We start from the raw sequence: 11715 nt of genomic DNA on the forward strand, positions 1-11715 counted from the left end.
AGCGCGAGAGCGCGATCGATGCCGTTGTAGCGGTTCCCGGTTCGTCCGGTCCGTTCAGTCCCACCAGCCGTTTCGATCCTTGCGGCTCTTTCGGCCCCGTCGACTTCCACGGCCTTTGCGGCCTTTGCGACCCTTGCGGCCCCTGCGGCCTCCCCAGCCCTTCCCCCATCCGGGGTGTCTTCCGAAGTCGCCCGTGACGACCTCGAACGGGCGCATCATCGCGTGATCCTCGTGTTCTAAGACGTGGCAGTGCCACATGTACTTCCCGGCGAAGCCGTCGAACCGGGTGATGATCCGGACCGTCTCGCCCGGATCGACGCGAACGGTGTCCTTCGGACCGCGCTCGTTCGGCGCGGGGTCGTCGGTCCCGTCCGGACCGCGTCCGATGACCTCGAAGTCGACGAGGTGCAGGTGAATCGGGTGGGAGTGGTGACCCTCGTTCTTGAGTTCCCAGATTTCGGTCGTTCCGTACTGGGGCTTCGCGTAGTCGCCGCCCTCGTAGGATGTCTTGCCGTTTAACACGTGGAGCGCGGGGTCTTCTCCCATCCGCATGCCCATCGTCATCTGACGGGTCTCCGCGGCCGCGTACTCGTGGTATTTGGGCCAGTGAGGCAGGTACAGATCTGCCGGGTGGGTGCTGCGATCGGCCCCGTTGGCCGAGTGACCGACGCGGAACTGCATGAGTTCCGGTAGCCCCGGGAAATCGCCGCCGCCGTGGTCCATACCGTCGTCGCCGTGGCCCATGTCGCCATCGCCGTGATCCATGTCACCGTCGTCATGGCTCATCTCGTCGTCGCCGTGGTCGCCCGTGCTCATCCCGTCCATGCCGTCGTCACCGTGATCCATGCCACCGTCATGGTCGTCGTGACCGCCGTGATCGCCCGTTCCCGAGAACGGGAACTCGGCGCCATTGGTCAGGGTGAGCGTCGCGCCGGCGTACTCGGAGAAGTCGACGACGACCTCGGCGCGCTCGAACGGCGCGAGCAACAGCGAGTCGAGGTCGCCGTGATGGCCGATCGAGACGACCTCCTCCAGGAACCCGTGATCGGGCGCGATCTGGTACATCGGCGGCGCGTCGTGCCCGTGGTCGTTCTCCAGGGAGAGGCCGAACGTCCGGGCGTTCGACTGGTTGACCAGCCGGAACCGGTACCGGCGGGGCTCGACCTCCATGTACGGCCAGACGGCGCCGTTGACAAAGGCGGTGTCGCCCGCGAAATCCGCCACGAACGAGTCCGGGTAGTGAAGCGATCCGTCCTCGTTGAACGTCTTGTCCTGGAGCATGATCGGCACGTCGTACTCGCCGCGCGGGAGATTCAGCCACTTCTCCCAGGGGCTCTCGATGATGTAGAAGCCGTTCAGGCCGGCGTAGTTGTTGAGCCGGCTGATGCCCTTCGCGTGGTCGTGGTACGTCGTGGTCGTCCGGTCCTGCCGGTTCGGCAGGTCGTGGACGTGCTTGACGAACCGCGGCCCGGTCGTCCCGTCGGGCGCCTTCCACATGGCGCCCTGGCCGTCGCTCGCCTCCTCCACCTTGAGCCCGTGCTGGTGGATGGCCGTCCGGACCTCCGGGACCGGCCCGTCGTACCCGCCGTAGTCTTCGAGCTTCGTCCCGTGGATCAGGTCGTCAACTTCGAAGAGGTGCTCCTCGGGCAACTCGCTGTTGTCGAAGTTGACTTTGATCCGTTTGTTGCGACGCGCCTTGATGACCGGCCCCGGAACCTGGCCGTCGAAGCCCCAGAACGTCGTCGGCGGGAGATCCGGGTGGACCTTCCGTTCGAACTCCCGAATCGAGATCTCGTAGTAGTCGGCCCCGCGCTTTCGCCCATCCGGCTTCCTGACCGCCGGAATCGGCAGCGGCTGGACGAACTTCTCTAGGTCCGGCGACGATTCCGACGCCGCCACGGTCTTCCAGGGAAGCGCTCCGGCGGCCCCGAGTGCAACCCCCGTTTGCAGGAACCGCCGCCGCAAAAGTTCGAAGTCTGTCATACCCCCCTATCGTCAGGCATCCTTAATTAAGACTCTGGCCGATTTAACGAATGTCTCTGGAATATAGGGTTCAATGAATATCATATAATTAGATATAACACTGAAATATAGTTATCGGACTGAAATTCCGGCGCGAAATCGGTCGCAAACGCCGATCGAACGCGCGTCGAAGCGGTCAACCCGTTCTGCGGTGGCTAGCTGAGCACCGCACTGACCGGCGACGTCTCGTCGGGCGTCTCCTCGTCGAAGAAGCCGTCCGCGTCGTCGAGTTCGAAGACGAACTCGGAACCGAACGCGCCGGCCGGCGTCCGATACCCCGGCTCGACGTCGCCGTCGAGCACCCGTCGAGCGGTCGTCAGGGCACCGTCGATCGTCACGACGTACGGGTCCGGCGTCCGGAGTCGAGAGACGGCACGGTCGCCGTCGGCGCGCGCCTCGCCCCAGACGAACGCCGATCCCCGCCGGCGCGCTCGTTCCGAGGGCCCGTCGCGGATCCCGGCGAGCGTCTTCAGCGCCGTTCGGACCGGCGCAGGGGCCAGGAGCGGCGCGCCTAATCGATGCGCTTTCAGCGCGAGTCGCGCCGGCTGGGGCATCAACGCGTAGACCTCGACGTTCGGGACGTCGGTCGTGTAGTACGCCGTCGAAACGTCGCCCATGGGCATCGTCACGCCCGGGCGAGTTCCGCGACCGAAGTCGATCCGACGCGTTCGCCACGCCGCCGGCACGTACTCGAGACGGCCGTCCCGACGGATCGCGCCGCCGTCTTCGATCCCCTCGATCACCGTCCGCAGCGTTCCGATCGACGGGATTCGAAACGAGTCGACGCCCAGCGAGAGGTGCTCCGCGTCGGGGAGTCGATCGACCAAGTGGGCGGCGAGACAGTCCATCGGAATCGTCGAAAAGCCGGCGGCCGGAAGCAGCGTCACGCCGGCGTCCGCGGCCTCTGCGTCCCGATCGGCGATCCGTTCGATGACCGGGATCTCGCCGGTGACGTCGACGTAGTCCGTCCCGCTCCGGAGGCAGCCCTCGACGATCGAATCCGCGGTGTTCGAGAACGGGCCGGCGCAGTTCAGCACGCAGTCGACGTCCGCGACCGCCTCGGCGACGGTCTCGGGATCGTCGAGGGCGAACCGCCGTCCCGGTCGTCCGAGCTCGTCCACCTGCTCGCGAAGGTCGTCTCGATCGCGCCCGGCCAGAATCGGATCCAGCCCGCGGTCGATCGCTTCTTCGGCGATCAGACGCCCGACGTATCCGTACGAGCCGTAGATCAGAAGCGAGTCCATGTCGGAGGCGACGGGGCGTCGGCGGTTAAACGGCGGGCCGGCGATCGTCAGGCTCCGCTCGACGATCGGACTCGCGGAGATTCGAGCGGCGAAACTCGACCGCGGCCGGCGATCACTCGAGCCGATCGAGGATCGCGCCCTTCTCGTAGGAGAGCGAGAGCGACCGCGAGCGGCCGCGGCCGTCGACGTCGGCGTAGTCGGCGTCGATCAGGCCCAGTTGGTCGAGTTTGTTGACGATCTCGGAGTAGCGCGTGTAGCCGAGGGCGGTCCGATCGTGGAAGGCCTCGTAGACGTCGCCCGCCTGGTCGCCGTCGTTGTGGGCGATCACCTCGAGCAGCGCTCGCTCGGTGTCGGTCAGGTTCGAGAGGCTTCGGGAGAGGGAAACGTACTTGGACTTCTCGTAGGCCTGCTCGACGTCCTCCATCTCCACGGTGCGGCTGGCGCGCATCTCGGCGTTGAGCCCCGCCCGGCGAAGGAGGTCGATGCCGACGCGGAGGTCGCCGCTCTCGGCGGTCAGTTCGGCCACGCGTTCGAGCGTCGATCGGGAGATGACGCCGTCGTGGAAGCCCCGTTTGACGCGTTCCTCGAGGATGTCCACGATCTCCGGCTGGTCGTAGACCGGGAAGTAGACGTCCTCGGGCCGGAAAACGCTCTGGACTCGGGAGTCGAGTTCCTCGATGACGTCGAGCGCGGGATCCGACGAGACGACGATGACGCCGATCTTCGCGCCGGGGTACTCTTCGTGGGCCCGCAATAGCGAGTACAGCGTGTCCGAGGCCTCGTTCTCGTAGAAGAGGTAGTTGACGTCGTCGAGGGCGACGACCATGACCCGATCCTCCTCGACGAGTTTCTCGGCGATCTGGCCGAACAGCTTCTTGAACGAGATGCCCGACGAGGGGGGCTCGTAATCGAAGGTTCCCTCGAACAGCCGCGAGAACACCGAGTACCGGGTCGCGTTGACCTGACAGTTGACGCGGATCGTCCGGACGTCGCTGGTCTGGGCGCCGACCTCGTCGAACAGCTTCTGGATCGCCGTCGTCTTCCCCGTTCCGGGCGGTCCCCGGACCATGACGTTCAGCGGGCGCGACCCGCGCACCGCCGGCCGGAGCGCGTACGTCAGACTCCGGGTCTGTTCCTCGCGGTGTTTGAACGTCTCGGGAACGTAGTCGATTTCGAAGACGTGCTCGTTTTTGAACACGGACTCGTCCCACGACAACATCCCCTCGTCGGGGTCGTCCACCATTACTTTCACCACGCTCTCGAAGCTACTTAGTTGTTCGCAGGAATACGGGTTTCGGCCCCGATATCGCCCGCTCGCCGATCGGGTCCGAAACCGATCGGCCGACGAGATCGCTCGCGCGTTCGCGACGCCCTCACACGACCTCGATCCGCGTCGTACGCCGATCGATGTCCGCTCGATCGAACCTTCCGCGGTGGCTCACCCGCGCGTGCGCTCGCACCAGCCGTTCGAGTTCTTCGCTGCTGCTCGATCGGATCAGAAACTGACACTCCCTCTGCGGACACTGGAACTGGTATGCCATGCCGTGGCAAAGTCCCGGGATCGCGGTAGGCGTTGTACTTGCACAATCCAGACGCTCAAAGGAGATTCGGGGCGTTCGAGATCGATTCGAACGCGCGACGACGGTCAGTCGAACTTTTCGAGCAGCCGATCGTAAAAGGTCGCCTCGCCCTCGCCGGCGAGTTTCTCGACGATCAGTTCCGGCGTCGAGCGGGCGAGGTGGTGTTTGACCGGCGAGCGGTTTACCTCGAGTTCGCCGTCGACTAGACCGACCGCCTCGATGCCGTCGATCGTGACCTCGTAGTCGGCCATCTCGCTGATCTCGCCGGCCAGGTGGGAGACGAAGACGGCCGTCGCGCCGTTCTCCGAGAGCGCCTCCAGGATGCCCGCGATGATCTTCGCGCTCGCGCCGGGTTCGGTGATGCTCTCGAGTTCGTCGACGAGGACGAGCGATCCCTCGCCGCCCGTGGCGAGATCGGCGAACTCGCGGACGGTGGACTCGAACGCCCCCGCGTCAAGCGTCCCCTGGGTCTTCGCGTGGTAGTGCAGATCGTCGAACCGACGCAGCCGAACGCGCTCGGCGGGAACGGGCAACCCCATGTGCGCGAGGACGACGACGCTCGCGACCAGATCGAGCGTCGACGTCTTCCCGCCGCTGTTGACCCCCGAGAGGAGCGCGACCCCCGAGACCTCGTACTCGACCGGATCGATCGCCTCGAGCGGTTCGGTCAACAGGGGCGAGCGCCCGCCCTCGATCGCGAATCCGGTCGGATCGCCGTCGGCCCCGGTCGGTTCCCACACGAACTCGGGCATCGCGCAGTCGAACTCGTCCGCGAAGCGGGCGATCGCGAGTTCGACGTCGAGTTCGAGCGCGTTCCGGACGAGCTGGCGGGCCCCCTCGCGCCGATCGGCGAGGTCGGCCGCGAGGTCGCGCTTGAGCCGCCCCGCGCGGCGTTCCTTCGCGGCCGTCAGTTCCTCGCGGAGCCGGCCGATCACGTCCTCGTCGCGCTCGACCGGGAACGTCGGTTCGTCGCTGAACGCGCGCCGGGCGAGTTCGGCCTCGCCGGGGTCGAGATCGATCGCGTCGACCAGGTGCCCGCGGGCGGCCTCGACCGCGTCCGCGTACTCGTCGGCCAATTCGCGCGACAGCAGCGAGTCGACGCCCGCCCCGCGCTCGACCAGCGACAGGAGATCCGAGCCCTCGATCGTCACGTCCTGCTCGCGGATCGCCTCCCGGAGCCGATCGTTGGCGGCGCTCTCGGCCGCGCTCGCCGCCGCATCCAGGTCGTCGACGGCGTCGGTGAGCCGATCGAGTTCGTCGTCGCCCGCGACCGTCCCGTCGTCGTCGAGCCGCGACAGGCCCTCCTCTAACGCGTCGAGATCGCAATCCGGGTCGAGGCCGGCGCTGCGGTGGACCGCGATCGCCGCCCGCAGCCGATCGCGGTTGCGCGCGAAGAACGCAAGCGGGCGCTCGGGGACGACCTCGGCGGGGTTTTCGAACGCGTTCGGCCGCACCTGCACGTCGCCCTCGACGGTGACGCCGGTGAAGGATTCGTCGAGCGCGATCACCGTCGAGTAGCCGCGCGCGAGCTCCGCCAGTCCCTGCGCGTCCTCGATCACTTCGACGGAGAGTTCCGGGATCGCCTCGCGCGCCTCGGCGTAGCGCTCGGCGTTCGCGGTCGCCAGACACCGCTCGCGCACGCGGACGTCGCCCGGGGTCGCGAGCGGTTCGACCCCCTCGAGCGCGTCGAGCACGGCCGCGTCGTAGTCGCGATCGACCGCGTCGGCCGCGAAGGACTGGGCCTCCTCGATGCGCGATCGGCGCGGACTGGGGTAGAACGTCTCGAGGCGCTGGGCCGCGTAGTCGGTGACGGTCCGCTCCTTGAGCAGGTCGAGCACCTCGCGGTAGACCTCGCGGGCGCGATCGGTCGCGAGGAAGCCACCGGGATCGTCGTGCTCGCGGCGGATCGCCCCGCGGACGATGCGCGCCGCGCGCCCCTGCGTGATCCCGGGTGCCTCGGCGACCCGCGCGACGTCGCCCGATCGCAACGCTCGCTCGGGATCGTCGAGTTCCGACAGTGCCCGGGCGGTCTTCTCGCCGACGCCCGGAATCGACTCGAGATCCATTCTTCTGACAGGCCTATCCCATCGAACGGAGAAAAAGTTCCCGCCCGCTTCTTTTGTAAGATGTTTGATATTTCTTCGAGTGATACGGCTACTCGAGAACACCACGAAAGCCCCTGCCACCCGCGACGGCTGCGACTCGCTGTGCGCCTCACTTCGTTCGGTGCTCGCGTCATCTCGCACATCGCGGGCGGCAGCCCCTTTCATTCCCACCCGCGATAGCAACCCCGACCAGCCGACACGGGAGGGGATGCAACGGGCTGTCGGCAGCCGGGAAGACGGCCGAAGTGAGCACTGACCGGACAAAGTGAAGAAAGCGCGCAACGAGGCCCTCAACCGGATGCCGCCAGGGGCTTTCGTGGTGTTCTCAATCGTCGTCGTACTGAACACACGCGATCCGAACACGATCGCTTTTTTCGCATTCGTCGTGGTAGCATCCGACATGCCGACAGGCGCCCGAACCTATCACGAGCGGACGAAACACTCGCCCAGAAGCGTTCGCGAGGGCGGCCGCGGGCTGGATTTCGACAACAAGCCCCGACCGTACAAGGTCTACGAGGACCTGCCGTCGCGGTCGCTTTCCGATCGCGTCCGCCCGCCACAGCAACCGGCGCTCGCGGCGATCGCCGAATCGACGCCCGACGGCGACCCGAACCGGAGCCACGACCTCGATCTGGAGACGGTCACGTCCCTCTGCTATTACGCGGCGGGGATCACGAAATCGATCGATCGCCGGGGCCGCACGCTCCTGTTCCGGGCCGCGGCGACCACCGGTGCGCTGTACCACGTCGATCTGTACGTCGTCTGCGGAGACCTCGGTGATTCGCCGCCCTCGAACGACGACGCATCGCTCGACGCCGGCGTCTACCACTTCGATCCCCGATCGCTGTCGCTCGACGTGCTCCGCGAGGGTGATTTCCGCGGCGCGCTCGCCGCCGCGACGGAACGCGACGGCGTTGCGACCGCCCCGCTGTCGATCGTCGCGACCTCGACGTGGTGGCGAAACGCTTGGAAGTACGAGGAGCGAACGTTCCGGCACGCCTTCTGGGACTCCGGGACGACGCTCGCGAACCTGCTGGCCGTCGCCCACGCGCTGGACTACCGGGCCGAGGTCGTCACCGCATTCGCCGATCGGCCGGTCGCCGCCCTGATCGGCGTCGATCCCGAGCGCGAGGCGCCGCTGGAGATCGTCCCGATCGGCGAGGGAGAGGGCGAGGGGACGGGATCGAACGCGCCGCCGGCCGGCGCGGACGATCCGGACTCGATAGATCCCGTCACCGAACCCCTCTCGCCGAACGAGAAAGCGTTCCCGCTGATCTACGAAGCGTGGGCCGCCGGCGCGCTCGCCGACGGGGGCGAAACCGAGTCGTGGCGCGCCGATCGGCCCGCGGGTCCGATCGGAACCCGCGATCCCGGCGACGGCGAGCGCGTGCCGCTCGATCCAGTCGGTCGCGAGACCGCGTCGAGTCGGCCGCTGCACGAGACGATCCGGCGCCGCGGCTCCTGTCGCGAGTACGATCGCGAGCCGATCAGCTTCCGAAAGCTGTCGACCGTGCTCGATCGGGCGGTTCGCGGCGTTCCGATGGACGCGAGGCGAGCGGACGACGATCCGCTCGCGTTCGTCGATCCCTACCTGATCGTCAACGGCGTCGACGGCCTCGACGCCGGGAGCTACCACTATCACCCCGGCGAGGGCGAACTCGAACGCCTCCGATCCGGCGAGTTCCGAAGCGAGGCGGGACACCTCGCGCTCGACCAGCGTCTCGGCTCGGACGCCGCGGTCTGTCTGTACCTCCTGACCGACCTGGACGCGATCGTCGACGCGCTCGGCGATCGAGGCTATCGAGTCGCGCAACTCGAGGCATCGCTGACCGCGGGGCGGCTGTACCTGGCGACCTACGCCCACCGCGACCTCGGCGGGACCGGACTGACGTTCTACGACGACGTGGTGGCGGACTTCTTCGCGCCGCGGGCGGCCGGACAGACGCCGACATTTCTGTATACGATCGGGCGGGCGGCGTGAGCGCGAGCGTCGAACGGCGCTATCGCAACGAACCGAGCCGTGGTCGGCGGAAATTGTTATCGTAATAACTATAAATAACCAACATTATGGAAGTGGCATTATGAATTGCGTGAATAACTCCCGCGGTAACGGGACGGGACCAGCCCGAATCGATCGCCGGACGATGCTACGGACGGCGGGCGTCGCGCTCGGCGGGTCGGGGATCGCCGGGATAACGGGCGCATCACGGAGCGATCCGGAGCCGGAAGTCGTCTTTCGGGATCAGCGCACCGACGGGTCGTCGCTCACGATCGCGCGGGCCGCCACCGACGTGGACGGGTTCGTCTCGATCGGTCGAAACGACCCTACCGACATCATCTGGGGTTCGCGGAAACGGCTCAATCTGGCCGCCGGTGACGTCGTCGAAGACGTCGACCTATTTCCGGTGGAGCTGCCGTCAGACTCCGACGAACTGAGTCTTACGGCGTATCTCTGGGAGTCGAACGGCTCGGTACTCGACGAGGATACGGCGATCGTTCGGGTCGACTCGTCGGGACGAACCGGCGGCATCGACGAGTTGCGAGTCGATGCCGATCCGGAACGCGGTTTCAACTACCCGTACTTCCTCTACGCCCCCGATAGTTCGGCGAGCGAGGACGAGACGCCCACCGAGAAGCCGATCCTCGTCGAACCGGTCAATACCGGAACGCCGGACGACGATTTCGCCGTCCACAGGGAGGCTGCAGAGCAAACGCTCGATTCCGGCAAGACGCTCGCCTACCGGATCGGCGTCCCGTTCGTCGTTCCGGTGTTTCCCCGCTCGGAGAGCGATCCCGTCGACTGGACGCACTACACGCACGCACTCGACGACAGCACGCTGGCGATCGAGGGTGGACCGCTGGAGCGAATCGATCTCCAGTTGCTCCGGATGGTCGAAGACGCACAGGATCGTCTCCACGAGCGAGGGATTCCCATCAGGGAGGGCCGAGACGACGTCATTCTGAACGGCTTCTCCGCGTCGGGGAACTTCGTCGATCGGTTCGCACACCTCCATCCCGATCGCGTTCTGTCCGTGACGGCCGGCGGACTCAACGGGATGCCCCTGTTGCCGGTCGATGAGGTCGACGGTACCCCGCTCCCGTTCCACGTCGGCGTCGCGGACCTCGAGGAGCTGACCGGCGAGCCGTACGACGCCGATGCAGTGGACGAGGTGAACCAGTTTCTCTACATGGGCGCGGAAGACGACAACGATACCATCCCGTACGACGACGCGTGGTCGGACGACGACCTTCGCGACCTCGCTCTCGACGTCTACGGCGAGGACATGATCGCCGAGCGGTTCCCTCGATCGCAGGAGATCTACCGGGAAGCGGGCGTGGACGCGCAGTTCCGCGTCTACGAGGACGCGGGACACACCCCCATTCCCGCGATCGGCGATATCGCGGCGTTTCACCGACGGAGCATCGACGGCGAGGACGTCAGCGAGTTCGGCCAGAATCTGGTCCCGGAGGTGACGTTCGCCACGACCACCGAGGTGCCGACCGCCGGGGAGGAGGTGACATTCGACGCGAGAGACTCGGGTTCGGTGCGACGGGAGGTCGTTGTCTACGCGTGGGACTTCGGCGACGGAACCACCGCGACCGGCGAGACGATGAGCCATAGCTTCGCGGAACCGGGCGAGTACGCCGTCAAATTGACGATCGTCCTCGACGACGGGACCGAAGAGACGAGGACCAAACCGGTAACGGTGGCGGCCGCGAACGACTCCGACGGCACCGAAGCGGCGGACCCGACTGAGGGAGAGAATTCGGTCGACGACGATTCGGCCGCCAGCGAAGATTCGGCGGGCGGCGAGGAGATGGTGGATGAATCGTGGGATAGCGTTCCGGGATTCGGCGCGATCGGCACGCTCGTGAGCGCGACCGGTGTCGGATACCTCCTGACACGCCGATTCGGAGACGGACCGTCCGAGCGATGACCCCAGCGACCGACTCGGAGTCCACCGACCCACTGACGGTTAGCACGCGTACTCGATCGCTTGCGCGCTCCGGCGGGGCCGTTATCCAGTCGACACGCGTAGGACAGGTATGGTGCTCAAGAAACTCCTCGGCTCGCGGGCGACCCGATCGCTGACGGTCATCTCGGTGCTTTCGGAGGCGAAAACGGCGTTCAGTCAGGGGAACCGAACTCGCGGCCTCCTGCTCGTGGGAGTCGCCGCCCTCGCCTGGAAGTGGACGATCATCGGGCTCGTGGCCGAGGGTGTGATCAGAGTACTCCGACTCGGCCGTGGCGGCTCCTCCGGGTCGAATCCGGCGTAAGGAGCGACGTCCCGCGATCGAACGGCGCTCAGTCGCCGAAGTCGGCGTCCTCGAAGTGTTCGTTGGCCAGGTCGTCGGTCATGTTTTCGACCTCCTCGGCCTTTTCGTCGTTCAGATCCTCGACCGCGCCGATCCCGTGGCCGCCGCTTTTGGTCGTCTGAAGCGCGTTCTTGTTCAGGTCGCCGTCGGGATCGACGACGGGCAACGTGAGATCGGTGAAGTTCTCCGGCGGGAATCCCGACGCGGAGAGGATGAAGTGATCTGCCACCTCGCTCAGGTCGTCGGTCTGGCGAGACTCGTTCGAGTCTCCCTGACCATCCGAGCAGCGCTCGGAGATGCCGAAATCCTCGAGTTGCGGCTCGTCCCGCTCCTCGGTCGTCGTCCCCGAGAACTCCGGTTCGTGCATCTCGTAGTCGGTCATACGCGATCGTACAGCCGACGCGAAAATCGGCGTGATCCTTGCGTTATCAATGGTCCCGTGACCGA

Annotated in this window: 9 protein-coding genes; 3 read left to right on the forward strand and 6 right to left on the reverse strand. The window is 66.5% G+C overall.

Annotated elements, in window-relative coordinates:
• Window positions 1-54: 54 nt before the first annotated feature.
• The 5 genes from MUH00_RS06510 to MUH00_RS06530 form a co-directional block, all read right to left on the reverse strand.
• On the reverse strand, window positions 55-1983 hold the full coding sequence (locus MUH00_RS06510) for a multicopper oxidase family protein (RefSeq protein WP_247003187.1): 1929 nt from the start codon (window positions 1981-1983) through the stop codon (window positions 55-57).
• Between the two features lie 194 nt (window positions 1984-2177).
• Complete coding sequence (locus tag MUH00_RS06515; RefSeq protein WP_247003189.1) at window positions 2178-3266, reverse strand: saccharopine dehydrogenase family protein; 1089 nt, start codon at window positions 3264-3266, stop codon at window positions 2178-2180.
• 112 nt (window positions 3267-3378) lie between these two features.
• Complete coding sequence (locus MUH00_RS06520; protein WP_247003191.1) at window positions 3379-4509, reverse strand: ORC1-type DNA replication protein; 1131 nt, start codon at window positions 4507-4509, stop codon at window positions 3379-3381.
• Window positions 4510-4639: 130 nt separating this feature from the next.
• Window positions 4640-4807, reverse strand: a complete 168-nt coding sequence (locus tag MUH00_RS06525) for a DUF1059 domain-containing protein (protein WP_247003193.1) — start codon at window positions 4805-4807, stop codon at window positions 4640-4642.
• A 104-nt stretch (window positions 4808-4911) separates the two neighbouring features.
• Window positions 4912-6912, reverse strand: a complete 2001-nt coding sequence (locus MUH00_RS06530) for a MutS-related protein (protein WP_247003195.1) — start codon at window positions 6910-6912, stop codon at window positions 4912-4914.
• A gap of 439 nt (window positions 6913-7351) precedes the next feature.
• On the opposite strand from MUH00_RS06530, the gene MUH00_RS06535 reads away from it, so the two are divergent.
• The 3 genes from MUH00_RS06535 to MUH00_RS06545 all read left to right on the forward strand — a co-directional run bounded on the left by MUH00_RS06535 (window position 7352) and on the right by MUH00_RS06545 (window position 11229).
• A complete protein-coding gene (locus MUH00_RS06535) occupies window positions 7352-8932 on the forward strand; it encodes a SagB/ThcOx family dehydrogenase (RefSeq protein WP_247003196.1) in 1581 nt (526 codons plus the stop codon).
• Between the two features lie 109 nt (window positions 8933-9041).
• The gene (locus tag MUH00_RS06540) at window positions 9042-10889 is read left to right on the forward strand and encodes a PKD domain-containing protein (protein WP_247003198.1); all 1848 of its coding nucleotides are present in this window, start codon (window positions 9042-9044) and stop codon (window positions 10887-10889) included.
• Between the two features lie 109 nt (window positions 10890-10998).
• Window positions 10999-11229, forward strand: a complete 231-nt coding sequence (locus MUH00_RS06545) for a hypothetical protein (protein WP_247003200.1) — start codon at window positions 10999-11001, stop codon at window positions 11227-11229.
• Between the two features lie 28 nt (window positions 11230-11257).
• Here the strand turns inward: MUH00_RS06545 and MUH00_RS06550 are convergent, their stop codons facing one another.
• On the reverse strand, window positions 11258-11650 hold the full coding sequence (locus MUH00_RS06550; protein ID WP_247003202.1) for a hypothetical protein: 393 nt from the start codon (window positions 11648-11650) through the stop codon (window positions 11258-11260).
• Between the last annotated feature and the right edge of the window lie 65 nt (window positions 11651-11715).

The sequence above is a fragment of the Halosolutus gelatinilyticus genome, from assembly GCF_023028105.1.
In the GTDB taxonomy this organism is placed as follows: Archaea; Halobacteriota; Halobacteria; order Halobacteriales; family Natrialbaceae; genus Halosolutus; species Halosolutus gelatinilyticus.

Excerpts from the sequence above, each read along its gene's own strand:
- MUH00_RS06510 (WP_247003187.1), bottom strand. The coding sequence starts at position 1,983 with ATGACAGACTTCGAACTTTTGCGGCGGCGGTTCCTGCAAACGGGGGTT.
- MUH00_RS06515 (WP_247003189.1), bottom strand. The coding sequence starts at position 3,266 with ATGGACTCGCTTCTGATCTACGGCTCGTACGGATACGTCGGGCGTCTG.
- MUH00_RS06520 (WP_247003191.1), bottom strand. The coding sequence starts at position 4,509 with ATGGTGGACGACCCCGACGAGGGGATGTTGTCGTGGGACGAGTCCGTG.
- MUH00_RS06525 (WP_247003193.1), bottom strand. The coding sequence starts at position 4,807 with ATGGCATACCAGTTCCAGTGTCCGCAGAGGGAGTGTCAGTTTCTGATC.
- MUH00_RS06530 (WP_247003195.1), bottom strand. The coding sequence starts at position 6,912 with ATGGATCTCGAGTCGATTCCGGGCGTCGGCGAGAAGACCGCCCGGGCA.
- MUH00_RS06535 (WP_247003196.1), top strand. The coding sequence starts at position 7,352 with ATGCCGACAGGCGCCCGAACCTATCACGAGCGGACGAAACACTCGCCC.
- MUH00_RS06545 (WP_247003200.1), top strand. The coding sequence starts at position 10,999 with ATGGTGCTCAAGAAACTCCTCGGCTCGCGGGCGACCCGATCGCTGACG.
- MUH00_RS06550 (WP_247003202.1), bottom strand. The coding sequence starts at position 11,650 with ATGACCGACTACGAGATGCACGAACCGGAGTTCTCGGGGACGACGACC.